The 24,478-nt window shown below is 65.1% G+C and carries 28 protein-coding genes; 22 read left to right on the top strand and 6 right to left on the bottom strand.

Annotated elements, in window-relative coordinates; genetic code table 11:
- Positions 1-336: 336 nt before the first annotated feature.
- The 5 genes from LLH00_12350 to galT all read right to left on the bottom strand — a co-directional run bounded on the left by LLH00_12350 (position 337) and on the right by galT (position 6,719).
- On the bottom strand, positions 337-648 hold the full coding sequence (locus tag LLH00_12350; GenBank protein MCE5272058.1) for a hypothetical protein: 312 nt from the start codon (positions 646-648) through the stop codon (positions 337-339).
- A 37-nt stretch (positions 649-685) separates the two neighbouring features.
- Entirely contained in the window at positions 686-1,939 is a 1,254-nt protein-coding gene (glgC, locus tag LLH00_12345) for a glucose-1-phosphate adenylyltransferase (GenBank protein ID MCE5272057.1), read from the bottom strand.
- 365 nt (positions 1,940-2,304) lie between these two features.
- On the bottom strand, positions 2,305-2,673 hold the full coding sequence (locus LLH00_12340) for a response regulator (protein MCE5272056.1): 369 nt from the start codon (positions 2,671-2,673) through the stop codon (positions 2,305-2,307).
- Complete coding sequence (locus LLH00_12335; protein MCE5272055.1) at positions 2,670-5,606, bottom strand: PAS domain S-box protein; 2,937 nt, start codon at positions 5,604-5,606, stop codon at positions 2,670-2,672. The genes LLH00_12340 and LLH00_12335 overlap by 4 nt, the downstream gene beginning before the upstream one ends.
- Positions 5,607-5,657: 51 nt before the next feature.
- Positions 5,658-6,719 (bottom strand): galactose-1-phosphate uridylyltransferase, encoded by a 1,062-nt coding sequence (gene galT / locus LLH00_12330; protein ID MCE5272054.1) that lies wholly within the window; start codon positions 6,717-6,719, stop codon positions 5,658-5,660.
- A gap of 415 nt (positions 6,720-7,134) precedes the next feature.
- On the opposite strand from galT, the gene LLH00_12325 reads away from it, so the two are divergent.
- The 7 genes from LLH00_12325 to LLH00_12295 all read left to right on the top strand — a co-directional run bounded on the left by LLH00_12325 (position 7,135) and on the right by LLH00_12295 (position 12,811).
- Positions 7,135-7,659 (top strand): hypothetical protein, encoded by a 525-nt coding sequence (locus LLH00_12325; GenBank protein ID MCE5272053.1) that lies wholly within the window; start codon positions 7,135-7,137, stop codon positions 7,657-7,659.
- Positions 7,660-7,757: 98 nt separating this feature from the next.
- Entirely contained in the window at positions 7,758-9,128 is a 1,371-nt protein-coding gene (thrC, locus tag LLH00_12320; protein MCE5272052.1) for a threonine synthase, read from the top strand.
- A gap of 39 nt (positions 9,129-9,167) precedes the next feature.
- On the top strand, positions 9,168-9,635 hold the full coding sequence (locus LLH00_12315) for a PTS sugar transporter subunit IIA (GenBank protein MCE5272051.1): 468 nt from the start codon (positions 9,168-9,170) through the stop codon (positions 9,633-9,635).
- Positions 9,636-9,641: 6 nt separating this feature from the next.
- Entirely contained in the window at positions 9,642-9,977 is a 336-nt protein-coding gene (locus tag LLH00_12310) for a hypothetical protein (GenBank protein MCE5272050.1), read from the top strand.
- A 129-nt stretch (positions 9,978-10,106) separates the two neighbouring features.
- Positions 10,107-11,336 carry a cation:proton antiporter gene (locus LLH00_12305; protein MCE5272049.1) on the top strand — a complete coding sequence of 410 codons (1,230 nt, stop codon included), beginning with the start codon at positions 10,107-10,109 and terminating at the stop codon, positions 11,334-11,336.
- Positions 11,333-12,622, top strand: a complete 1,290-nt coding sequence (locus LLH00_12300) for a cation:proton antiporter (protein MCE5272048.1) — start codon at positions 11,333-11,335, stop codon at positions 12,620-12,622. The genes LLH00_12305 and LLH00_12300 overlap by 4 nt, the downstream gene beginning before the upstream one ends.
- A 21-nt stretch (positions 12,623-12,643) precedes the next feature.
- On the top strand, positions 12,644-12,811 hold the full coding sequence (locus tag LLH00_12295; GenBank protein MCE5272047.1) for a hypothetical protein: 168 nt from the start codon (positions 12,644-12,646) through the stop codon (positions 12,809-12,811).
- A gap of 95 nt (positions 12,812-12,906) precedes the next feature.
- On the opposite strand, the gene LLH00_12290 is transcribed toward LLH00_12295, so the two are convergent.
- Entirely contained in the window at positions 12,907-13,323 is a 417-nt protein-coding gene (locus LLH00_12290) for a hypothetical protein (protein MCE5272046.1), read from the bottom strand.
- Between the two features lie 251 nt (positions 13,324-13,574).
- Here LLH00_12290 and LLH00_12285 point away from each other — a divergent pair, with 251 nt between their 5' ends.
- The 15 genes from LLH00_12285 to LLH00_12215 all read left to right on the top strand — a co-directional run bounded on the left by LLH00_12285 (position 13,575) and on the right by LLH00_12215 (position 24,475).
- Complete coding sequence (locus tag LLH00_12285) at positions 13,575-14,039, top strand: hypothetical protein (protein MCE5272045.1); 465 nt, start codon at positions 13,575-13,577, stop codon at positions 14,037-14,039.
- Positions 14,040-14,041: 2 nt separating this feature from the next.
- Complete coding sequence (locus tag LLH00_12280) at positions 14,042-14,308, top strand: hypothetical protein (GenBank protein MCE5272044.1); 267 nt, start codon at positions 14,042-14,044, stop codon at positions 14,306-14,308.
- A 522-nt stretch (positions 14,309-14,830) separates the two neighbouring features.
- A complete protein-coding gene (locus tag LLH00_12275) occupies positions 14,831-15,091 on the top strand; it encodes a hypothetical protein (GenBank protein MCE5272043.1) in 261 nt (86 codons plus the stop codon).
- 3 nt (positions 15,092-15,094) lie between these two features.
- Positions 15,095-15,556 carry a hypothetical protein gene (locus tag LLH00_12270; protein MCE5272042.1) on the top strand — a complete coding sequence of 154 codons (462 nt, stop codon included), beginning with the start codon at positions 15,095-15,097 and terminating at the stop codon, positions 15,554-15,556.
- On the top strand, positions 15,447-17,090 hold the full coding sequence (gene terL, locus LLH00_12265; GenBank protein ID MCE5272041.1) for a phage terminase large subunit: 1,644 nt from the start codon (positions 15,447-15,449) through the stop codon (positions 17,088-17,090). The genes LLH00_12270 and terL overlap by 110 nt, the downstream gene beginning before the upstream one ends.
- A complete protein-coding gene (locus LLH00_12260; protein MCE5272040.1) occupies positions 17,090-18,439 on the top strand; it encodes a DUF935 domain-containing protein in 1,350 nt (449 codons plus the stop codon). The genes terL and LLH00_12260 overlap by 1 nt, the downstream gene beginning before the upstream one ends.
- Positions 18,420-19,433, top strand: coding sequence for a GPO family capsid scaffolding protein (locus tag LLH00_12255; GenBank protein ID MCE5272039.1), 1,014 nt, complete (start codon positions 18,420-18,422; stop codon positions 19,431-19,433). The genes LLH00_12260 and LLH00_12255 overlap by 20 nt, the downstream gene beginning before the upstream one ends.
- 46 nt (positions 19,434-19,479) lie before the next feature.
- Positions 19,480-19,887 carry a DUF2190 family protein gene (locus tag LLH00_12250; protein MCE5272038.1) on the top strand — a complete coding sequence of 136 codons (408 nt, stop codon included), beginning with the start codon at positions 19,480-19,482 and terminating at the stop codon, positions 19,885-19,887.
- A 45-nt stretch (positions 19,888-19,932) separates the two neighbouring features.
- The gene (locus LLH00_12245) at positions 19,933-20,889 is read left to right on the top strand and encodes a hypothetical protein (protein MCE5272037.1); all 957 of its coding nucleotides are present in this window, start codon (positions 19,933-19,935) and stop codon (positions 20,887-20,889) included.
- Positions 20,890-21,064: 175 nt separating this feature from the next.
- Positions 21,065-21,517: a DUF1320 domain-containing protein gene (locus LLH00_12240; protein MCE5272036.1), complete on the top strand. Its 453-nt coding sequence runs from the start codon at positions 21,065-21,067 to the stop codon at positions 21,515-21,517.
- A 98-nt stretch (positions 21,518-21,615) separates the two neighbouring features.
- Positions 21,616-22,023, top strand: coding sequence for a hypothetical protein (locus LLH00_12235; GenBank protein MCE5272035.1), 408 nt, complete (start codon positions 21,616-21,618; stop codon positions 22,021-22,023).
- A gap of 31 nt (positions 22,024-22,054) precedes the next feature.
- On the top strand, positions 22,055-23,092 hold the full coding sequence (locus LLH00_12230; GenBank protein ID MCE5272034.1) for a hypothetical protein: 1,038 nt from the start codon (positions 22,055-22,057) through the stop codon (positions 23,090-23,092).
- Positions 23,093-23,103: 11 nt separating this feature from the next.
- The gene (locus LLH00_12225; protein ID MCE5272033.1) at positions 23,104-23,475 is read left to right on the top strand and encodes a hypothetical protein; all 372 of its coding nucleotides are present in this window, start codon (positions 23,104-23,106) and stop codon (positions 23,473-23,475) included.
- 20 nt (positions 23,476-23,495) lie between these two features.
- On the top strand, positions 23,496-23,687 hold the full coding sequence (locus LLH00_12220) for a hypothetical protein (GenBank protein ID MCE5272032.1): 192 nt from the start codon (positions 23,496-23,498) through the stop codon (positions 23,685-23,687).
- A 38-nt stretch (positions 23,688-23,725) separates the two neighbouring features.
- Entirely contained in the window at positions 23,726-24,475 is a 750-nt protein-coding gene (locus tag LLH00_12215; protein ID MCE5272031.1) for a hypothetical protein, read from the top strand.
- Positions 24,476-24,478: the final 3 nt, after the last annotated feature.

Genomic DNA, 24,478 nt, shown 5'->3' with positions numbered 1-24,478 from the left:
ACGCTGACCTACTGGCGGGAATCGATCAACACGGACTCGGTGCGCGCGGCGCTCTCGTTCGAGAGGAGCATGCTGCGCGGGAATCCGGAATCGGGCTACTACGAGCAGTTCAATTTCGTGGGGCTGGGGCTGTTCGTGGTCTTTAAGCTGATCGAGCGGTTCAGGGAATGAGAGGGGCCGTGCAGAAAGGAAATAAACTACACACCCCGTCGGCTGACGCCGCCACCCCTCTTTTTAGAGGGGATTGAAAAGCAACTCACCATCGCGGCTTGCATGGCCGTTCCCTGGCAGAGGCGCCGATGGCAACCGGGTGGGGCGATCAGTGACGGGCAGTTGTCACATAATCAGAATCAGCAAGACGCACAAAGTGCTCAGGACCAGCCAGGCCAGGGTGGACAACAGCAGGATGAAGGCCTCTTTCCTCTGGCCCTCCAGGAAAAGCTGGACCGGTTTTCCCAGGACGAGCGCGCCGCAGACAGTGGCCGAGGTGACCAGAAGCAGCAGCATGAACACCGGCATCAGGAAATTGTCCGGCTTGTCGCCGATAAAGTGCTTCCCGTTGAACATCAGCCAGGCCACGCCCAGGATGTAGAGAACGGTCCCTGCCGCATTGAGCAGACTTTTCCGCAGGTATTCGGTCTTATTCACATTTCAATTCCCCGCTGAGCCGTCACTCTTTTTACATTCAGTACTTGTAGTCGCGCGGGACGAGCACGATGCCGCCGTCGGAGTGCTGGAAATGGTGGGCGTCCTCCTCGCGGTCGTGGCCGAGGCTCTTGCGCTCTCCGATCACGCAATGGGCGTCGATCACGGCGCGGCGGACGCGGCAGCCCGCGCCGATCCGGCTGTCGTGGAGGATCACCGCGTCCTCGACCTCGGCTCCGGGGCCGATGTACACTCCGGGCGAGAGCACGCAGTTGGTCACCCGGGCGCCGTCGATCACGCAGCCGGGTGAGATGATGGAGTTTTTGGCCCGCGCGAACCCATCCTGCCCGGGCCCGGGGTTCTCGCTGCGCATCAGTTTGACCGGCGGGTACTGGCCCATGTAGGTGCGCATGGGCCAGGTCGGGTCGTAGAGATCGAAATGCGGCCGCGCGGAGAGCAGGTCCATGCTGGCCTCGAAATAGTTGTCCAGCGTACCGATATCGCGCCAGTAGAGGATTTCCCCCCCGGAACCGTCCACGAAATTGTGGGCGAAGCAGCGCTCGCGCGGGATCATCGCCGGGATCACGTCGCGGCCGAAATCGTGCGAGGTGTCGCGCTTGGCGTCGGCCACCACGTTGCGCACCAGGGACTCGGTGTTGAACAGGTAGATGCCCATGTTGACCAGCACGCGGTCGGGCCGGAAAGGGCTGGGTTTGGGGTGCTCGGGCTTCTCCTCGAAATCCACGATGCGGAAGCTCTTGTCCACCTGCAAGACTCCGAGGGTCTTGACCGCCAGGCGGCTTTCCGCCTCCACCGTGGCCACGGTCAGGTCGGCCTCGGATTCGAGGTGGAAGCGCAGCATCTCGGCGTAGTTCATCTTGTAGACATGGTCACCGGAGAGGATGAGCACGTAGCGCGGGTGGATCTGTTCCAGCAGGTAGATATTCTGGAACAGGGCATCCGCCGTGCCGCGGTACCAGCTTTCCTTATACTGCTGCTGGGGCGGGACGCTGTCGATGTACTCATCCAGCTCTCGGCAGAAAATGCTCCAGCCCTGCTTGAGGTGACGGTCGAGGCTGTGGCTCATGTACTGGGTGAGGAGCTTCACCCGCCGCAGGCCGCTGTTCAGGCAGTTGGAAAGAGTGAAATCGATGATGCGGTACGGCCCGCCGAAAGGCACCGCGGGCTTGGAACGGTTCTTGGTCAGGGGGTAGAGCCTCTCGCCTCGCCCGCCGGCCAGGATCACAGTCAGTACGTCCCGGAAAGCGTTGTGTGTCCGCATCGACAATGCCATTCCGCCAAGCCCCCTCTTCTTCGTTTGTGATCGTCCCTGACGAACCTGTCCCAACCCAGCCGCCGTGTAGCCGTGGCAAACAGATAGATACAATCTAACTCTTTTCCGAAAGCAATATATACAGCAAATGGGTTTTAAATTATTTATTTTTTTCCGTTCCGGCGAAAGAAGCATGGCCGAACGATACCGTCGCCATATGCGACCATCGGCAGTGCAACTTTTACAGGGGCGGACACATGGGTCCGCCCGGTCGCACACGCGGGTGCGACCCTACAAAAACCGAAACAGAACAGTCATTATCCGTCACTGCCACGCGAGCCACGAGGAGAACACCTGTCGAGCCTTCCGCTACGGAAGGGCAAGGCTCAGAACTGGTAGAGGCTTTCGCCCAGGGCTTCCTTTATTTTCAGCTTCAGCTCGGTGAGGTCGCTGCTCTTGATGACATAGCTGTCGGCGGCCCAGCTCATGAAATTATCCTTGTACGAGTCGTAGGCGCTGTTGATGATCACCGGGAGCTTGTTGTCGCGGCCGAGGAACTTGCCCAGGGCCTCGAGGCCGTCCATGCCCGGCATCTTGATGTCCAGCACGACCAGGTCGTAGCGCTCGTGCTCGAACATCTTGAGCGCCTCGTGAGCGTCCCCGGCCGTGTCCACCTGATAGCCCTCGGCCTCGAACTCGGTCTTGTACAGCAGTCTCAGGTTTTTCTCGTCATCCACGATGAGCAGCTTTTTCATTTCTCCTCCTTGCGGGCCTGCTGCCGAACAGGCAAAGTGATGTGGAACACGGTCCCCTCATCCTTGCGGCTGGACAGCCCGATGGTGCCGTTGTGATTGTTGATTATCTGGCTGCTGATAGCGAGCCCCAGGCCGGAGCCGGTGCTCTTGGTGGTGAAGAAGGCGGTGAAGAGTTTTTCCATATTTTTCTGTTCGATACCCATACCCGTGTCAGCCACGCTGAGGGTGACAAATCCGTTCTCGGAACGGCTGCCCACGGTGAGCATGCCGCCGCCGGGCATGGCCTCCAGGGCGTTGCGGAACAGGTTGAGCAGCACCTGGCGTATCTGGTCGCGGTCGAGCTCCACCGGTGGCAGAGCCGGGTCGAGCTCGAGGCGGATCTCGACCCCGCTGGATTCGATCTCGCTGTCCATCATGCGGAACGTCTCGCGCACCAGGTCGTTAGGGTCGCTGGGGCGGAACGCCGGCTCCTTGGGCCGGATGAAAGTGAGGGTGTCGTTGAGGTAGCGCTCCAGGCGGCCGACCTCCTCGAGGATGATACGCACTTTCTCGCGGCGCGGGTCCTCGGGAGGACAATCGCGCAACAGGGCGCGGGCGAACCCGCCGATGGAGACCAGGGGGTTTCGTATCTCGTGGGCCACGTTGGCCGCCACCTCGCCCACAGCGGAGAGCTTCTCGGCGCGGACCAGGCGGTCGCGGCTGTCCTTGAGGTCCTTGTAGGCGCGGTCCAGATCGGCGATTTTCTCCTCCAGGCTGGAATAGAGGAGGTTGCGCTCGACCACCTGGCTGGCCAGGTTGGCCAGCACGCGCAGCATGTTGAACGAGTCCTCCAGGATCGGCCGCCGGTTGATCAGGTTGTCGACCAGCAGCAGGCCGACACTGCGGTGCTCGCAGACCATGGGCATGATGGCCATGGTGTCGTTGCCCAGGGTGTCGGACAGCCACTGGGGGAAAATCCCCGTGCGCACCCCGTCCACCACGTTGAGCGGAGTTCGCTCGGCCACGCAGCGCACCAGCGGGTTTGCGCCGTCGGACAGCGGGATGCGGATCGAGCGCACCACGCGGTTGATCTGGATGTCGTGGTCGCCCACGTTGTGCTTGTAGGAGTCGAGCAGCTCGCGCAGGGTCTGCTTTTTCTGGTACAGCTCGTGCCAGATCATCCCGGCCTCCTGGGCGTTGGAGGGTCCGATGGCGTAGTGGCCGACCAGGGACTCGCTCTTGTGGTCCACGAGCAGGATGAAGGCGCGGTTGAACCCCAGGCCCTGGGAGGCGGTCACGCCCACCAGGATGATGCCCAGCAGCTCGTTTAGGTCCTTGGACGAGAGCAGGGCCTCGCTGATCTCGTTGATCATGGACAGCTCGCTGATGTGCTGGTGCAGCGAGCGTTCCAGCCGGGCGCGCTCGGTGATGTCGTGCAGGATGATCGAGCGGCCGATGGCCCGCCCGCGGTGGTCGCGCAGCAGGCTGATCGAGGTCTCGACCACGATGCGCCGTCCCCCGGCGGCCACGCGCTCGGTGACATAGTTCTGCAGCTCGCCGTGCTCGGCCAACTGCAGCTCGACCCACTGCATCTCGCCGTTGTAGGAGTCCCCGGGCGGCAGGAGCCGTTCGAGGCTCTGGCCCTGCATTTCCTCGGCGCGGAAACCGAAGATGTTTTCGGCACCGCGGTTCCAAGTCTTGACTTTCCCGTCGTTGTCCACGGTGATGATGGCGTCCCCGCTGTCGCGGGTAACGGTGGCCAGGTAGTGCTCGTTGCGCAGTATCTCGCTTTCCAGCCGCCGCTCCAGGCTGAGGTTGCGCACGATCCAGATGGCGCCCTCGAGGTTGGAGGACGAGTCGTAGAGCAGCGAGCCGGTCAGACTGACCGGGAACTCATCGCCATCCGCGGCCCGGAAGTAGGTCTCGTAGTTCTCGATCGTGCCGCCCGACTCCTCCAGAAGGCGGGTCACCTGCAGCACCTCGCGGTAGCCGCCCAGGTAGATCTCATCCATGCGGATGTCGTTGACGCCCAGCTTGTCGAACCCGAGCATGATCTCGGCCGAGCGGTTGAAGAAATTGATCCGCCCGGTGGAGTCGGTGGTGAGGATGGCGTTGGGTGTGTTGTCCAGCAGGCGCTTGAGGAAATTGCGGGTGCGCTGGATTTCCTGCTCCAGGCGGCGCGGGGCGCTGAGGTCCTCGAGGGTCTGGATCACCCCGTGGATGTTCCCGTCATTGCCGTACAGCGTGCTGATACGGGCGCGGAAACGTTTTTCCCGTCCATAGCGGTCGGTGTAGTCGAACTCCAGCTCGCGTCCGCGCACGACCTCGTGTGTGGCCTGCTCGAAAGCCTCTGTCACCTCGGGCGCGGCGTGGCTGGCGTAGTCGCGGAACAGGTAGCCTCCCAGGGCCTGCTCGCGGGCGATGCCGGTGATGACCTCCTGGGCGCGGTTGTACAGTACGATCCGTCCCTCGCGGTCGACCACCATCACGCCCACGGGCAGATCATCGAGGATCATGCCGCGGAAAGCCTCCTCGAGCATGGAGTCGCGCTCCTCGGCGCGCAGCAGTTCCATCATCGCGTTCTCGAAGGAGTCCAGCTCGGCATCCGCCGGGCCGTAGAGGCGCTCCAGGAAGAAGAGGGTCTTGACCTGCGGGTCGATCGAGCTTTGGAAAAGTGACCAGCGCGAGAACAACCGCGCCTTGATGCCGGTGATCGCGTTGAGGTTGTGCTCTCCGGGCGCGAGGCCGCCCTCGGGCATCAGGTTCAGCTCGGGAGGGAACAGGACGGAAAGGGGCTTGCCGACCAGGTCCTCCCGTTTCCAGGACAAAATACCGGCCAACTGGCGGCTGATCCCGGTGATGAGGCCCTCAGCGTCGAAGAACAGGAACGCTTCGCGGCTGGACTGGAGGATCAGTTCCAGCGCGGCGCTCTGGGTTTCGGCAACGGTCGACATTTACCTTTTATTTCCAAGTCGCGCGGGGGCGGTGCATCCCCGATGCACGGCTCAATAGCGATGGAACCCGGTCTGGCCGGAGGGGGCCGGGGGCTGTGTCTGGCGCAGCAGCTCGGCGGCACGCTCGGGCGGAGTGTGGTTGATGTACATGCCGGTGCCCAGTTCGAACCCGGCGATGGGGCTGAGCCGCGGGGTGATCTCGATGTGCCAATGCCAGTCGTAACGCAGCGTGCCCCAGTAGCCGGCGCGGCGCGGGGTCTGGTTGGTGTTGGGCCCGGAATGGACCAGCATGTTGAACGGCGGGTCGCCGAACAGGGCGAACAACCGTCCCACCGCCTGCTGCAGGATTTCGGCGCAGGGTGCGAGCAGGGCGTCGTCCATGCTGGAAAAGTCGTGGTGGTGCTTCTTGGGGAACACGGCCATCTCGAACGGGAAGCGCGAGGCATAGGGCACGTAGCAGATGAAATGCTCGTTTTCGGCCACGACCCGGCTGCCGTCCTCGATCTCCTGGTTCAGCAGGTCGCAGAACAGGCAGCGTTCCTTGAGGTGGAAATGCTCGCGCGCGGTGGCCAGGGCCATGGCCACGATCCGTGGGATGACCGGCATGGCCAGCACCTGGCTGTGCGGGTGGTTGGTGGTGGCTCCGGCCGCCTGGCCGTGGTTCTTGAAGAGCATGATGTAGCGGTAGGTCTCGTTCTCCATCAGGGTGGCGGCGCGCTGGCGGTAGGTGGTGATGAGTTCGGTCAGGTGCTCGCTCCCCAGGTCGTGGAACAGGGCCTGATGGGAGGGGTGCTCGACGATAATCTCGTGGGCGCCGGCCCCGGCGATGAAATCGTAATGTCCGACCGCGTTGCGCTTGATGCCCTCGGGGCTGTCGGCCAGCACGGGATACTTGTTGGGTATGACACGGATTTTCCAGCCGGGACGGTTGGGGTTGCCGCTGCGCACGGCAAAGATCTCACCCGGGGTCTTGCTCTCCTGGCCCTCGCACAGCGGACAGAAACCGCCGTCCGGGGTACGCCTTGGGACATCGAAGTCATCCGGATTCCGGCTGCGGTCGACAGCAACGATGACCCACCTTTTGTGAACCGGATCGTGCCTGAACTCAGCCAATGCAGTCTCGCTTTTTGAGGGTTTTCTCAAGGGGCGATGAACAAGCGTACATCAAGGCCCGAATGCCACGGAAGAAGCGGAAAATGGTCTCTTTTATTGTAGACCAAAGCCAGACGGGTGTCAATGGGATACGAGCGGGCGGGAGCGCAGCGCCGCCCGTGGAGCGATTCTGCGGACGGCATCCCGCGGCGTGGGGGCCGAGTTCGTTGAACGGCAAAGGAATGCGGGGTTGCGCTAAAGGGAAGCCCCGGTTTTTCCGATATTTTCTCTGGGAGGCATTTTCCTGCCGCGCCGGGGCGTCGGCTGTCTTGACAGCCCGGAACGGGTCGAATATAATAAGCTTACGATATGGAACGGAAACAGCCGGAGGCTCGCGCAGGAAGCAAACCTGGTTCGATCTGTGGGGAAAGACTTGATGGATGAGATTCAGGAGTCAATCGACGATCTGATCGAGGAAACCTGTTTGCGCGCCTTGAGCGACGACCAGGTCGAAAAGCGTGTCCGCCGGTTCACCGAGGTGTGCGAGCGGGTGATCAGCGGCCGCATCGAGAATCAGCGCAAGCGCCAGATGCTGCTCGACCGTCTGGAAATAATGAAGTGCTTCTACAACCACTCCTCGGTGCAGAAGAATTATGGCGCCGGCTCGGCCAAGGAACTCGGGGAATCGCAGCGCAACAAGCACCTCGAGAACATCGTGCGCCGCCGTCGCCTGGCTCTCCAGATGATCGAGAAATCCGACCCGGAAACCGCGCAGGAGATACAGCGCTCCCTGGAGAGTGAGTTGAGCGCCCGGGCCGACCAGCGGCGCTCCCGTGTCGAACCCGCCCCGGGCCGTCCCTCCGATGAGGCGGCGCTCACCGACAGCCATTGGTATTTCCTCTATTTCAATGTCTTTCTGCTCGCCGGCCTTGTCACGGCCCTGGTTATCCTGGTGCGCTGAGCCTTTTTATCATTGACTGCCGCAGCCCCGCCCCTTAGCTTTTACATTCGTTTTCCAAATCACAGACAAAGCCGACCTCTGCGGAGAAGTCTCCTAAAATGAGCTATAGCTGCTGGTTCCAGTGCATCAATCCCGATTGCCGGGAAAAGTATCCGATCAATTCAGTGATCTACACCTGCGAGCGCTGCGGCAACCTGCTGGAAGTGACCCACGACACGTCGGCCCTGGCCGCCGCGCATGACGCCGAGGGCTGGAAGCATCTTTTCGACAAGCGTTACAAGAGCGCCGAGTGGCCCTACGGCAGCGCGATCTGGGGCAAGAAGGAATGGGTCTGCCCGGCGGTGGAGGACCGCAACGTGGTCTCGATGTACGAGGGCGGGACCAACCTGTTCTGGGCCGAGCGCCTGGGACGGATGATCGGGGTGGAGGACCTCTGGATCAAGCTGTGCGGCAACAGCCACACCGGGAGCTTCAAGGACCTGGGCATGACCGTGCTGGTCTCGATGGTCAGGCAGATGATCTCGGAGGGGACGGATATCCAGGCCGTGGCCTGCGCCTCGACCGGCGACACCTCGGCCGCGCTGGCCGCCTACTGCGCCTGCGCCGGCATCCCCTCGATCGTGTTCCTGCCCAAAGGCAAGATTTCGACCGCGCAACTGATCCAGCCGATCTCGAACGGGGCGATCACGTTGTGCCTGGACACGGATTTCGACGGCTGCATGGCGATAGTCAAAGAGGTGACCCGGGAGAAGCGTATCTACCTGGCCAACTCGATGAACAGCTTGCGGATCGAGGGCCAGAAGACGGTCTCGATCGAGATCGCCCAGCAGTTCGAGTGGCAGATACCGGACGTGGTGGTGATCCCGGGCGGCAACCTGGGCAACGTGAGCGCCCTGGGCAAGGGGTTCGACATGCTGCTGGACCTGGGGCTGACCACCAAGAAGCCGCGGATCGTGGTGGCCCAGGCGGCCAAGGCCAACCCGCTGTACCAGAGCTACAAGACGGGTTTCCGCGAGTTCCACCCGGTGACCGCGGGCAAAACCCTGGCCAGCGCGATCCAGATCGGCAACCCGGTGAGTTTCCGCAAGGCGGTGGATGCGTTGAAAAAGTACGATGGGATCGTGGAGCAGGCGACCGAGAACGAACTGGCCAACGCCTGCGCCCTGGGCGACCTGACCGGGCTGTTCAACTGCCCGCACACCGGGGTGGCCCTGGCAGTCACGTTGAAGCTGGTGCACCGGGGCGTGATCAAGCCCACCGACCGGGTGGTGGTGGTCTCGACCGCGCACGGGCTGAAATTCACCGAGTTCAAGACCGAGTACCAGCGCGGCGGCCTGACCGAGGTGAACGCGCGCTACCTGAACGGCCTGGTGGAGCTGCCGGCGGACGTGTCCACGGTGCGCAAGGCCATCGACGAGCAGGTGCGCCGCCGTCAGGAGCTCGCGGTAGACTGGCATATCTGGGAATAACGCCGCTTGCCCTCTGAACCACAGCAGGAAAGAGCCGGTATGAAACTGATGGATTTCGTCTCTCCCGACACCGTGATCCCGGACCTGACGGGATGCAGTAAGGAGGAGCTCCTCGGCAAGATGGTGGACTGTCTGCGCGAGGCCGGCAAGATCAAGGACACCTCGCGCCTTCTGGCCAGCCTGATGGAGCGCGAGAAGATCATGACCACCGGCATCGGTCGGGGTATCGCGGTGCCGCACGCGATATCGGCCGAGGTCCAGGAGCAATTGATCGTGCTTGGCCGGGCGCCGCAGGGGGTGGACTACGACTCCCTGGACCGCGCCCCGGTGCATTTCGTCTTCCTGCTGGTCGGCTCCCCCGCCTCCAGCGACCGCCATCTGAAAACCCTCGCCCGGATCAGCCGCCTGATCCAGCACTCCAACTTCGTCGAATCGATCAAGAAAGCCGCCACGGTGGATGAAATCCTCGGCATCCTGTCTGAGGAGGACGCCAAACACAAGGGTTGAGCCGGTATGCCGCTGCTGATGATTTTCGTGCTCAATCGGGAGGAACTCCTGGAGGAGATTCTTTCCGGTTTCCTCGAGATCGGGATCGGTGGGGCTACGATCCTCGACAGCACTGGTATGGGCCGGGTTTTGAGCCACGACATCCCGATTTTCGCGGGCCTGCAGGGCATGCTCTCAGGGGGGCGGCCGCACAACAAGACCATCCTGTCCGTGCTGCCCGACCGTGAGACTTTCGAGCAGGCGGCCGAGTTGATCGAGGACATCTGCGGCAGTCTGGAGCGTCCCGGCACCGGCATCCTGATGGCCCTGCCGCTGGAAATCGTGCGCGGACTGAAGCTGTAATTCGTTTGTTTCACCCATCCGGTGTTCCTCTTTTTTTCCTACTGCGCTGTTTACCTCCCGCTCCCCCTGTGATAGAATATCCGTAAGGCTCTTTCTGTCGAACCGGACACTGCGAAAACGGACCACGTAATGAGCGAATCCAGCCTGACAATCCTGAGTGTGCTGCTGGTGACCCTGGTGGCCCTGGCGGGCGGGCGTGTGCTGCTGCGCACGCGGGCTGGGCAGAACCCGGGCTATTTCAGGTTTACGACTGCCTTGTACCTGGTGCTGGGCCTGGCGTTGGGCGGCCAGGGGTTCGGCCTGGCCGGACCGGAGCTGCTGCACAACCTGGAGCCGGTTAAGGAACTGGCCCTGGGCTGGATCGGGCTGCTGTTCGGGCTGCAGTTGCGCTGGACACACCTGCGGCGGTTCCCGGCAGTGTTTTTCCGCGTGCTGCTGCTGGAATCCGGGCTAAGCCTGCTGGCGGTGGGCGGGGCGCTCTGGCTGGTTGTCAGTCGGTTCTTCCCGGAGGCGCTGGAGGACCCGGTTTCCGCGGTGGCGGTGCTGGCTGCGCTGGGGGCGGTGAGCAGCCCCACGGCCACGGCCCTGGCCGCGGTGGCGGGCGGCCGCGTGCGGCACCGTCTGGCCCGCCTGGCGCATTTCACCACCAGTCTCGACCCGCTGCTGCCGCTCGTGCTGTTCGCCCTGGCGGCCGGGTACAGGCACCCGGCGGGTGGAGGGGCCTGGGCCGCGCTGGAATGGGTTGCGGCCTCGGTGCTTCTGGGGCTGATCCTGGGCCTGTTGTTCTACTCTTTCGCCCGTCACCGTCACAACGAGCGCGAGCTGACCCTGCTCATTATCGCATTCGCGGTGTTCGCGGGCGGGGTGGCCTCGTACCTGGCGCTTTCGAGCCTGTTCGTGACCGTGGTGCTGGGTTCGACCCTGACCAACCTGTTGCCAGCCGGGGAGCGTGTTTTCCGGATCCTGGTCACCCGGGAAAAGCCGATCCTGATCCTTCTGCTGGTGCTGACCGGGGCGGACTGGCGGATCGGGTCGGCAGCGGGTGCGTCCGCGGTGATTCTGCTGCTGGCGGCGTACCTTGTGGCGCGCAGCGTGGTGAAGACCACGGTGATGGCCCTGGCCAGCCGCGCGCGCTCGGCCGACCTGGAGCCGGGCGCCTGGCGCGGCGGCCTGGCGCTTCTGGGCCAGGGCGGGATGAGTGTGGCCCTGTTAGCCAACTGCCAGCTCCTGTTCCAGGGGGAAAGCGAGTCCACGATTGTGACAGTGGGCCTTCTGGCCGTGATCTGCGCCGAGTTCTTCTCGGCCCGGGCGGCGCGGGCCGCTCTTTTCATGGACAGCGCAGACAGGGAGGATGCATGAGCCGGGTGTTCTCGCTGGCCGCCCTGATCCTGTTGATGCTGCTTCTGCTGCGTCTTCCAGTGGGCGGCGGGGCCACGCTGAGCATGAGCCTTGGGTTCGTTCTGCTGGGCGGGTTCCTGCTGGGCAAGCTGGCCCAGCGGGCGGGTCTGCCGGGGATCACCGGCTACCTGATCGCCGGGATACTGTTCGGGCCGCACGCGGCTGGGTTCCTGGACCGCCGGGCGGTGGCCGACCTGAGCGCGATCAACAGCTTCGCCCTCAGCCTGATCGCCCTGTCCGCGGGCGGCGAGGTGAGCCTGAGCCGGGTGCGCTCGCGCCTGAGTTCGTTCACCCTGATCACGGGGTCACAGGTTCTGGTCACCCTGATCGGGGTGAGCGTGGTGATGTTCCTGGCCGGGCGCTGGTTCACCGCGGGACTGTCCACGCTCGATTGCCTGGTGTTCGGGCTGCTGTTCGGAGTTTCGGCGCTGACCACCAGCCCGGCCTCGACCGTGGCGGTGATCGTGGAGAGCGACGCGCGGGGACGACTGAGTGAACTGGTGCTGGGGATCACGATCCTGAAGGATATCCTGGTGGTGGTGTGTTTCGCGGTGGGACTGGCCGCCGGGGTGCAGTTGCTGGGCCTTCAGGGCGGAGGGGAGGGCGACCTGACCGCCCGACTGGCGAGGGAGATCGGCGGGTCGGTGGCGGCTGGAGTGGTGCTGGCCTTTATAGTGATATTCTGGATGCGGTGGGTGCGGACCGAGCTGACCCTGTTCGTGATCGCGGTCAGTTTCCTGACCGCCGAGGCGGCGGCGCACCTGCACCTTCACACCCTGCTGATCTGCCTGAGCGCTGGCCTTCTGATCAACAACCTGTCGGACCGCGGGCGTGAGTTCGTCGAGGCGATTGAGCGCGGGGCATTGCCGATATACGTGGTGTTTTTCGCCATTGCCGGGGCGAAGATCGACCTGGGACGCCTGGCGGCGGGCTGGGAGCTGGCGGCGGCGCTGGTGGCCTCGCGCACGCTGTTTGTCTGGCTGGGGGCCACAGCCGGGGCGAGGGCGGCTGGCGAGAATCAGCCGGTGCGCGGCACGGTCTGGCTGGGGCTGCTCAGCCAGAGCGGAGTGGCACTCAGCCTGGCGGTGATCGTGGCCGCCACGTTCCCGGGCTGGGGCGAGCTGTACCGGGATGTGCTGATAGGCTCGATCGCCCTGTTCGAGAGCGCCGGACCGGCCCTGTTCAAGTGGAGCCTGAGCCGGGCGGGCGAGACCGCCGCGGCGCGCAACGCCGCCAGGGCCGGCTGACCCCTCAAGCGGAGACCGACCATGAGCCGTATATTCGGACTGGCTGCCCTGGTCCTGCTGATGCTGTCCCTGCTGCACCTTCCCACTGCACAAAGCCTGTTTCCCCCGCTCTCGCTTCAGTTCGGTTTCCTGATGCTGGGCGCTTTCGTGGCGGGCAAGCTGAGAGTGCGACTTTCAGGAATGTGGTGATCGGCTCGATCGCCATTTTCCAGGTGGCCGGGCCGGCGATGTTCAAGTTCGGCCTGGCGCGGGCGAGATAAAGCGCGGACGGTGAGAGCGGCCGGTCAATCCGCGCCGTGGGCCGGCCGGGCCAGATCTCCCACCTGCGGATCCTCGAACGGGGCGATCCGGCCGCTGTCGCCGCTCACCACCTCGATCTGCGGGCCGCCCAGGTAGCCGGGTATGGCCGATGGCCGCTCGATAATGAAAGCCGGGGTGATCGAGCGCAGGGCGGCGGTCTTTTTGTACACCGCGACCACCTCTGCCAGGCCCCTGATGAACACCTGCGGCGCCTCCCCGGCCAGCACGGCGCTCTCCTGCGGGCGATAGACTTCGAAGACTTCCCCTCGTTCCACTCCCATGTTCCGTCCCCTATCGATCACCAGGTTGAACGGATCGAGCACCTGGACCACGCGCGCCGGGGACTCCCCGCCCTCTTTCTCCTCGCGGGCCACTCCGTTGAAAACATCCTGTGTCTTCATTGCCGTCATCCTCCCCAATCTGGCTGGAACTGGTTGTAACGGCCGCCGCTTCCACCTCCCTACAGGTCAATACTACCCATATCGGCTGTAAAAGTAAAGTCCTGCTGTCTGGAGCGGAGCTGTGCGTCGCGGGGCTGGCTGCCGAAAAAATATTTTGCTCTATGCGCTCTAAACGAACAAAACGAACCAAACGTGCTGGAAAAACAAACAAAAAGTTATTAAATTAGCGACACAATCGAAAGGAGACAAAAATGAAACGCACGGAACGTGATGTAATTTCATATCTGGGTTTCAAGGACAGCCGGATCGAGGCGCAGTGGAACGACCCGGAAAGCCTCCACCCTGCCCTGCGCGTGATCGTGGCCGCGGCAGCCCACTGGCACTGGCGCGCCAGCGGCCGGCCGGCGGTGCTGACCTGCCTGCTGCGCAGCCACGAGGAACAACGGGCGATCTACCCGGACAGCCCGCAGCGACGGTCACCGCACGAGTACGGCCGGGCGGCGGATTTCCGGACGCGCGACCTGGAGCAGGCCATGGCCGAGGCCTGGCGCGACTGGCTCAACAGCTCTTTCACCTACCTGGGACGCGCGGGCGCCCGGACCGCCCTGCTCCACGAGGTGAATTCGATGGGAGGGCACCTGCACGTGCAGGTGGGACCTGCCGAGCCCGCACCCGGCGCGGCAGAGGCAAAGGCGGAAACTGAACTGGAGGACTAAGGATGAACGACAGCAAGAAAGTGAAAATGGTCCTGGCCGGGATCGGCGGCACGCTGTTGGTGCTTCTGATACGGGGGCTGTTCCCCGACCTGCCGGACAGCGTGATCGAGTGGGCGATCGGGGTGATCGGCGGTGTGCCCTCGCTGGGGGCGCTGGGCCAGTCGCTGGCGGATGGAATGAGCCGCGGGCTGACCTCGAGCAACGCGCCGCGGATCATCTCGGCGGAGCTGCAAAAAAACCTCTCGGCCCCGTCAGCCGCCCAGGGCTGAGCCTCGAATGGGGCGAACGGGGGCTTCTGGGGCGGCTCGACCGGAGGAACCTGGGACTGTACGGCGGCTACGACCCGCACCCGGGCGAAGAAGCCCCACGCTGGCGGGCGGGGTTGCAGTGGCGGTTCTGAACTGAGAGCAGGCAGTGGTTCCGGCCCGGAAAACCGGAACGCGGGTGAGCGATTAACGCGGGTGGTGAGCGACAGGGGGAAGGACCGCCGGGAGCGGGGTCAGGCCACTCCCGACACGGCCAGGGGCCGTAACCAGAGGGACGCCGACGTAGGCGGCCCGACGGGAAGCAACAGCGCCCCTCCCGGTGGTCCAACCCCCCGGACAGCGGAAAGAGCGATCCGGATTCCACAGCCGGAGAACAGCCGACAGCACGGAGCGGGGTCAGGCTACTCCTCGGACGGCATCAGGCCGCGACAGAGGAAGCCGGGCCACCGGGGGCCGGGCGGGCAGCGGAGGAGTCAACAGCGCCCGCTCCGGCGGTCGGCAAACCAATCGGAGAGAGACAGAGCGATGGAAAGAAACGACAGCGGCGCCCTCTGCCTGAAATGCCCGAAGGAGGGGGAGATCGCCCGTCTGGACGCGCAGCAGGAATTCTCGGATGAGCGCCTGGACCGTCTGTACGACAGCCAGGCCCGCCTTCTGCGCAAGCTGGATGAGCTGATCCCGGCGGTGGCGCGCCTGGAGGTGAAAGCCGGGGTCTGGGGCGGCGTGGGAGGCCTCTTGGCCACCCTGGCCACGATCGGGCTGGCGATTGCCGCCAGGATGGGGTGACCGATGCGAAAAAGGGAAAACATGAGTCAGGAAAGGGCGGCGGAGACAGACTGCGCGGAGAGTTTGGGGTTCACCCGCCTGCTCCGGCTTCTGCGGCACCTGCGCCGTGGGGGCAGCCGCAAGGGCGCCTGCGGCTGGGCCAACCTGAGCTGGGCCGGGCTGCAAGCCGCGCTGGCGGACGACTCACGGTTGGCCGCGGCGCTGGAAAGGGCTGAAAACCGGGCCATTGCTTGTGACGAGAAGCAACTGGACCAGCATGTCCAGGATGGCAATCGGGTAGCTCTGATGTTCCGGATGCGCAGTGTCTACGGTTACGGGAACGGGAAAAGGGCGGGGAAGGAGGCGCGGCCGACAGGTGAGACAAACAGCCGGGAGTTCGCGGAAGCGGCGGCCGGAATCCATACCCTCGGAGAAACAGAGCGCCGGGAGCTGGCGGGACAGTATCGAAAGGCTGCCGGAGCCTGAGCGTCGCCGCCTTCAGGGCGAGCTGGACGTGGGCCTGTTTGCCCGGCTGTTCCTGCCACACTACTGCCGCGCCCCGGAGAGCGGGTTCCACCGCGAGATGTACGAGCTTCTGGGAGGCGCGGTGCGGGGCGGCGAGGGCCAGCGGATCGCGGTGGCGGCGCCGCGCGAAAGCGCCAAGAGCACCCTGGCCACGCTCTTTCTGCCGCTGTGGTGTATCTGCTACCCGGAAACGGCCCGGCGGCATTTCATCCTGATCGCCGGGGACACCCTGGCCCAGGCGCAGAGCCATGTCGGGGACATCAAGATCGAGCTGGAGTCGAACCCGCGGCTGGCTGAAAGTTTCCCGGAACTCTGCGGCCCCGGGCCGCTCTGGACACGCAAGGAGATAGTCACCCGCAACGGGATCAAGGTGACCGCGCGCGGCACCGGGGGCGGCATCCGCGGCCTCAGGAACCGTCAATGGCGGCCCGACCTTCTGATCGGCGACGACCTGGAAAACGATAGGAACAGCCGCACCGCGGAGCAGAGGGACAGGATAACCGAATGGTTCTACAAGGCTTTTTCCAAATGCGCCTCCAAAGAGGCGGTGATCGTGGTGATCGGCACGGTGCTGCACACGGACAGCCTTCTGCCGCGTCTGCTGAAAAACCCGGTGTTCTACAGCCGCAAATGGCAGGGCGTGATCGCCTGGAGCGCCGAGAACGGGCTGTGGGAGCAGTGGGAGCGTCTGTTCACCGACCTGTCGCAGCCGCCCCGTCAGAGGAAGGCGCGGGCGGATGGTTTCTTCGCGGCCAACCGCGAGCGGATGCTGGACGGCACGCAGGTGATCTGGCCCGCGCACCGCAGCTACTACGACCTGATGCAGCTGCGCGTGGCCGAGGGCCCGGCCAGTTTCGACAGCGAAATCCAGAACGAGCCGGTCAACCCGCGCGACTGCCTGTTCCAGCCGGAGTGGTTCCGCTATTTCGAGGAGAGCGAGCTGGACACGGCCGGTCTGACCCTGGTGGCGGCGGTCGACCCCTCGCTGGGCGGGGCCGGACGGTACAACGATCCCTCGGCCATAATCTGCCTGGGACGGGACAAGCTGGGGGCGGTCTACGTGCTGGAGGCGGAGATCGAGAAGCGCAGCCCGGACTCGATCATCGAGGCGGTGCTGGAGCTGTACAGCCGACGCGCCCCCGCGCTGATCGGGGTGGAGAGCGTTCAGTTCCAGGAATTTTTCAAGGACGAGCTGCGGAGGCGGGCGAAAGAGGCCGGAATTTATCCGCCGGTGCGGGGGATCAAGAGCACCAAGGACAAGCTTCTGCGAATCCAGCGCCTTCAGCCCCTGGTGTGTAACGGCACACTGCGTTTCCAGAAACGCCAGCACTCCCTGCTCGACCAGTTGCGGCTGTTCCCCAAGGCGGAGCACGATGATGGCCCGGATGCGTTGGAAATGGCGCTGCAGATGCTGGAGAAGGTCTCCAGGCCCGAGGGGTTCCATTTCGAGAGCCCCAGGACAAGCACTCAACAACTGAGGAAGGTGTTCGGCTGATGCTGACAAGCGAGAAAAGAAAACGGCCGCGCGGCCGTCGCGGTGGAGGGCGCTCGCGGATGGCGATCACGGTGGGGCGGGAGTTGTCGGGCTGGCAGGCCGACCCGCTGGCCGCGGTGTTCGGCTCTCTGGCCCCCAACCCCGACCGCACGCTGGAGGAGCACTCCGGCGAGGGCCTGCAACTGTACAACGAGATGCTGCGCAAGGACAGCCAGCTGGCGCTGTGTTTCCGCCTGCGCGCCCTGAACGTGACCGCCCAGGGCTGGCGTGTGGCGCCCGGCGGCGAGGGCCGCGCCGACATCGAGCTGGCCGACTGGGTGGGCCGCGTGCTGGAGGGCGTGGAGGGCTTTCACCTCAGCCGCGGGCAGTTTTTCCGTGGGGTGTCGCACGGGTTCGCGCCGGCCGAGATCATGTTCGAGGCCCGGCCGAAGGGTGAGGTGGGGATAGCCGGTTTCCGCAACCGCGACCCGGAGCGTTTCCGTTTCGACCGCGAGGGACGCCTGGTGCTGGTGGGACTGGCCGGGGCGGATGAGAAAGCCATGCCCCGCGATAAGTTCATCCTCAACACCTGGGGCGCGGACGAGACCCCCTACGGACGGGGCCTGCTGGCTCAGCTCTACCCGCTCTGGTATTTCAAGAACAACGCGGTCAAGGAACTGGTGCGCTTCATCGAAAAGTTCGGCGCGCCCTACCTGTGGGCCAACTACCCACAGGGCACGAGCGGCACGGAGCAGGATGCCCTTCTGGACGTGCTGCGGCGCATGCAGGGCAACTCGGTGGGGATCGGCCCCGAGGGCACGGAGATCAAGATCACCGAGGTGGGCCGCGCGGGTGTGATCGAGGTGTTCCGCTTCATCATCCAGGAATACGTGGACCGTCAGTACGCCAAGGCGATCCTGGGTCAGACCCTGAGCACGGAGAGTGAGAGCGGCACGTTCGCCCTGGCGCGGTTTCAGGAGAAGAGCCAGCAGCATATCCTGGAGGATGACTCGCTCTGGCAGCAGGAGCAGCTCGACCGGGTGATCCGCACCCTGGTGGACCTGAATTTCGGGCCGCCGGAGAGCGGGCGCTACCCGCGATTCCGTATCCCATACGAGGAGGAAAAGGACCTGGCGGCCTACCTGGGCGCGGTGAGCACAGCGGTGAACGACCTGGGCCTGCGCGTGCCGGAGGCCTGGCTGCGCGGCCAGATCGGGGTGCCGGCCCCGCTGACCGAGGAGGCCTGCCTGGCCGGACGCGGCGGGCCGGAGAAGGGACCGGAAACAGTCCCGGATGAGGCCCCGGAAGAAGAAACTGAGAATAAACAACCGCAAGACGAGGGGGAAGAGGATGGAAAAGCAGGCGCTTGACGACAAGCGGATCGACGGTTGGTGGGATGTGGCGCGGGTGGGCCGCTGGCGCGGCAGCCTGGGCGGTGCTCCGGCGGAGGTGGAACTGACCTCCGAGGATTTGGAGCAGATCGCAGCCGACTACGACCCCCAGCTCCAGGAAGCCCCGGTGACAGTGGAGCACATGCGCAGCGGCCCGGCCCACGGCTGGGTCGAGAGCCTGCGCGTGGCCGGGGACAGGCTCCAGGCGCGTCTGCGCGACCTGTCGGCCCAGTTGAGAGACTGGCTGACAAGCGGCGCCTACCGCAGCCGGAGTATCGAGATGTACAAGCCGTTCTCGGCTACCGGCCGCACCTACCTGGGCGCGGTCACATTCCTGGGCGCGGCCGCCCCGGCGGTGAAAGGCCTTTCGCCGGAACCCTCGCTCCTGGCGGAAAAGGAACACGCCGCGCACCTGGAGTGCCGTGAGATGGGCCTGGAGGAGGCGCCGGAAAGTCAGCCGAATCCCGCGCTGAGCGAGCTGGACGAGACCCGTCTGGTGCGCCTGGAGGAGGAGACGGTCTGCCTGCGGGCCGCCCTGGAGCAGGAACGCGCCGCCCGCCTGCAGGCCGAGGCCGAAATGAAAGGCTTGAGCGCCCGTCTGGCCGAGGCCGACCGCGCCGCCGGGCTTCAGGAGTTCGAGCGGGCGCTGGAGGCTGCCTCTGCCGAGGGCTGTCTGACACCCGCCGAGCGCAAGACCTACGCATCCCTTGCCGGGAGCCTGGATGACAGCGGACGTGCCGCGCTGCTGGAAAGCGTGCGCCAGCGCAACCGTCTGGCTCTGTTCGCCGAGCTGTCGGCCCCGGAGACAGGTGAGCGCTCACAGGCCGAGACCCTTCGCCGCAGCCGCGCCCGTTTCGCCGGATTCCCGGAGGATCCGGAGCACGACTCGGCACTGGAGCTGATGGCGCGCGAACCGTCGCTCGGTTTCGCCGAGGCCCTGGCCCGCGTGCGCACCGGAAATGCGACCGTCTGAGGCGGCCGCTGCAATCGAAAAACACCAATCTGAAGGAGTGGGGAAGATGACTGTGAGGCTGAGAGAGAGACTGCTCAACACCGACACTTTCACCGTGGGCAGCGCGGATATCGCCCGCGGCAAATGCGTGGTCCTGGACAGCGGCGTGCTCACTGTGAGCGGGGCCAATTCGGCCAAATTCGCCGGTATCCTGGCCGAAACCGGGTTCGCCGGACGCGAGGCCCGGGTGGCCCAGGGCGGCAGCACCGTGCTGGCCGTGGCCGCGGGCAGCGGGATCGCCGAGGGCGACTGGCTGCTCAGCGACAGCCAGGGACGGGTCACCACCGCCGCCGCGGCCAGCCAGGGCACGGCCCAGCATTTCGTGGGCTACGCCCTGCGCGCCTCCAGCGCCGCCGATCAGCTGATCCCGGTGGTGGTATGGCCGGTTCGCGTGGATAACCCGGCCGCTGTCTGACAAACAAATGACGCAAACACCGACAAGCAATAAGGAGAAGCACACATGTCCGACCGCTATGCAACCCAGAACCTGAACCGCACCCTGACCCAGTTCGCCATGGAAAGCCTGCGCGGCGGCGGCCCGTTCGTCGCCGACCGCCTGGCCCCGGTGGTGCGCGTGCCCACCACCAGCGGCAAGTACTATGTCTTCAACGAGACCTCCGGCCTGCGCGATGACATCGACAGCCTGCGCGCCCCGCTGACCGAGAGCAACGAGGTGCGCCGCAGCTACGGCTCGGCCACCTACTCGTGCAGTCAGTATGGCCTCAAGGAGCTGATCGCGGACGAGGAGTTCGACAACGCCGACCGGGCGGTGATCGACCCGGAGCGCGATGCCATGGCCCTGATCACCCGCAAGCTGCGCCTGGCCATCGAGACCCGCGTGGTGGGCAAGCTGCTTTCGCCCTCCGTTCTGACCAACAACGGCGGCGCCTCCGAGGCCTGGAACGCCGACAGCGGCGTGGACATCGAGGGCGATATCGACACGGCGCGGCTTTCCGTGCGCAAGAAAGCCGGCGTGGAGCCGAACACGATCGTCATCCCGCCGCATATCGCGGTGGCGGCCAAGAAAGACTCTCAGATCCGCGAGCTGGTCAAGTACACCGACTCGACCCTTCTGGTCAACGGTGAGCTGCCGCCCAAGCTGTTCGGCCTGGAGGTGGTGATCCCGCTGGCGCTGTTCGACGAGGCCGCGCCGGGCGTGGCCACCCCGAGCCTGGATTTCGCCTGGGACGCCAACAGCGTGCTGGTCTGCTACGTGGAGCGCGAAATCCCGAGCAAGCGCTCGATGTCGCTGGCCTACCAGTTCCGCCGTCCGATCGCCGGCACTCTGGATGTGGCCGCGTTCCGCTACCGCGACGAGGGCCGTCACGCCACCGTGGTCGAGGGCCTGGTCGAGCAGACCGAGGAGGTGGTGAGCGCCGCCTGCGGCTACCTGATCACCGGGGCCTACGAGGCCTAAGACCTCCCGTGGCCCCGAGGGGGCCGGCCCGGGTCCCAGGGGGACCTCCCCGGCCGGGCGCGTACGCGCCCGGCCGGGACCCGCCGCCTCTGGCGGCGGGCGGGCCGGCCCGTGCATCCGGAGCCCGGAAATTACCGCCGCAATGGCGGCGCACCCGACACGAAAGAGGAAAGCCATGGAATATTGCACTCTCAACGACCTCACCCGCTGGATCGACCCGGTCGAACTGGTGGCGCTCTGCAGCCGGGAGAGCGGCGCCACGCTGGCAAGCGAGGAGGTGGCAGCGGTGGCGGCCGAGGTGATCCGCGGCGCCGGGGCCGAGATCGACAGCTACCTGCTGGGGCGCTACCCCGGCCTGCGGGAGATAAATCCAGCACCGGCCGGGTTGGTTTCTCTCTGCGCCCGGATCGCGATCTACAACCTCTATCTGCGTCGGCGGGTGGTGAGCGAGCTCTGGCGCAAGAACTACGAGGACTGCCGTCAGCGTCTGGAACAGGCTTCCGAGGGACGACTCAGCCTCGGACTGGGCCAGGACGGGCAGGTGGCGGATAGCCCTGAACGACAGTGGCGCACCGACACTCTGGATGAGGAGCGGGTTTACAGCCCTGAAAAGCTGGACCTGTTCTGAACCGAACAGGACGGCAAAGCGAAACTTAATGCCTGGAAATGGCAGGCGGAAAGGCAGACAAGTTGTCAGTCACGTTGAAACAGATATCGGACGCACTGGTGGCACTTCTGGAGGACATCGACGAACTCGGACCTGGGCGGGCCGCAGCGTTCGCCGGATCGGTGAGAAGTTTCCTGGAGGAGGGCCGCACCGCCCCCTTCGCCGGAGTGGCCCTGGATAGCCTGAGCTACGAGACCCTCTCCACGGACCGCTGCCTGGTGCGCGAGGAGCTGAGCCTCAAGGTCACTCTGGTGGCGCAGGATTTCCGGGGGCCGGGGTTCAGCCTGGAGGGCGGTTACGACCTTCTGGATGCGGTGCGCGGAGCCCTGATGGGAGCGAGCCTCGGCTTGGAGGGCTTGGCCCCGCTCGAGCTGGCCTCCATCGGCAAGAACGAGCAGATCGAGGAGCAGGGCATAACTGCGTTCGAGCTGAGCCTCAAGACCTGGCGCGTCACCGGCCGGGAATGAAACTGATAATCCAAAGATGAAAGGTTGAGAGATGGTCAAAGTATCGAGGACAGCCAGCCGGGTGGCCTGGTCCGCCTCCCGTCAGAGCGCTTTTGGCGCCCCCCTGTCCGTGGGACGGCTGGACCGTTTTCTGCGCCTGAAAGACCCGCTGATCCTGAAACCCAGCCTGGAGCACTGGTCCGACCGGGGCAACGTGGGCGCCGGGCACGACTGGGAGACCCAGCGCGGACTTCTGCGCCAGCATGTGGAGTTCGAGCTGCCCGAGCAGCCCCTGCCGGTTGGATTTGTCGCGTTCCTGCTGGCCCTGTTTTTCTCGGGCGAGAGCGCCACGACCAACGCCTCCGGGGTCTACGAGCACGTGAGCGCCTTTCCCAGCCTGCAGAGCGTGAGCGAGGCCGCGGTCACCAGTCTGGCCCTGCACGAGGACGGCCAGGACTGGCTGCTGCAGGACGTGGCCTGTGTGAAACTCAGCCTCAAGGGCGAGGGCTCCGAGCGGCTGAGCGCGGGCGGTAGCTTTGTCGCCTCGCGCCTGGTGGGGCCGCTCGGCGGCTTCACCTGGCCCGCCACCGCGGCCCAGCGCTACCTGTACAACTATGCCGGCGCGTTCAGCCTGGCCGGCGCCGACCGTCACCCGCAGCTGCGCTCGTTCAGTCTGAGCCTGGAGAACGGCCTCAAGACCGACCAGGCCTGGCGCGGAGTGGCCAGCGAGGCCGATCGGATCTACCCCAGCCTCTGGCCACTGACCGCCGAGCGCAAGATGGGATTGTCACTGTCGCTCTCCGCCGAGGCGGGCGACCTAATCGCTTTCCGCAGCGCCTACCAGAACGGCTCCGCCAGCGCGATCAACCTGAGCGTGCTGGGTGAGACTATCAGCGGCTCCAACCCGGTCGACAGCGATGAGCTGGCCCTTTCGGTGCCGCACGCGGTGTTCACCGGGCTGGAGTACAACTACGGCGATGGGGTGATGGGCCTGGAACTGAGCGTGGAGGGGGCCTACGACAACTCTTGCGGCGGGCCGCTGCGGGTCACGGTCACCGAGGGCTCGACCGCGCGCTTCATGGATGCGTGAGGAGGATGAAAATGGATGAGAGCGTGAAACTGTTCCCGCTGGGCGCCGGCGGCGAGGTGAGGATCGAGCTGAGCGTGGAGCGCGAGGGGGAAAGCTACACCTTGGTTCATGTTTTCCGTGAGCCGGATGTCGAGGACCGCAAGGCCTACTGGGGCTACCTGGGCCGCAGCGAGATGGATGCCGGAAGCCGTCAGGGCGCCGACTACCTGGGCGCGGGAGAGCGCCTCTACGACCGCTGTATCCTGCGTACCGAGGGCTACTCGTTCCCGGAGGGCGACAGCCGGGAATGGCGGGCCCTGCTGCCCGTGGAGCACAAGTCCTGGGCCGTGCAGCTGCTGCTCACCCGCGCCGGGAGCCTGAGCGGAGCGGACATAAAAAACTGATCCGGGGCGTCCGCCGGCGTTTGTCCCAGGCGGGCGCCCCGCAGGAACGCAACGCCCGGGTCGAGTACGCCCTGCTGCTCTGCACCTATGTCGAGACTTTCCGTCCCGACCCGCGCCGCCTGAGCTGGCAGGATCTGGACCTATACCAGGCAGCGCTGGCAGCGCGGGCCGAGTTCGAGAGCGAGCAGATTAGAAAGTTCTGGAAAAAATGAAATATTGTAATACAATATATCGTTTCGGGAGGAGAGAGATGATGCAGCGTAGCGACATGGGCGGGCCGGAGGAGGCCACCCTGGGAGCGATCGGGTTCATGCGGGAGCAGGCGGGTGCGCCGGGGGTTCAAGCACCGGTCGCACAAACACCGGCCGCAGGGCTGAGTCTGGGCGGCCAGGATGCAGGCGGCCTGGGCGCCGGCGGAGCGCTGGCCGGGATCGAGCAGGTGCGTGAGGGCTACGACTCGCTGGTGCAGAGTATCCTGGGCGGCAACCGCTCGGCCGGGGACAGTATCACGCAGCTTTTCAGCAGCCTGACCGGTGGTGGCAAGCAGGCCAAACAAGCTTTGGCCGGGGTGTTCGAGGGCATGGCCGGGCAGATTTTCTCCGGCATGGCCGATTATGCCAAGCAACTCGGAGTTTTAACAGGACTGGCCTCCACGGCGTTCACTGCGCTCAAGTCGATGAATCCCTTTGCTGCAGCCGCTGCCTCGATCGGGCTGATCGCCCTGGGTGCGGCCCTGAAAAGCCTGGCAGGGAGCCTGGGTAAGGGTGGCGGGTACCAGAATGCAAACACAGGCGGCGGCTACAGCCAGGCCGCCTCCGCCTCGGCCTCCACGGTCGCCTCCGCCTCCCAGCCGCTCAGCATCTATATCGGCGGGCTGGGCAGTGGCGTGAGCAGCTACGAGGTGGAGCGCACCCTGGACCGCGCCGGGGTGGACCGTGAGCTGCGCGAGCGTTTCCGCGAGCTTGTGCGCACCGGGGCCAACCCGGCGCTGGGTTATTGAGTG

The sequence above is a fragment of the bacterium genome, assembly GCA_021372515.1.
In the GTDB taxonomy this organism is placed as follows: Bacteria; Gemmatimonadota; Glassbacteria; order GWA2-58-10; family GWA2-58-10; genus JAJFUG01.
The sequence above is the reverse complement of the archived record's forward strand: the minus strand, read 5'-3'. Positions and strand labels throughout refer to the sequence as shown.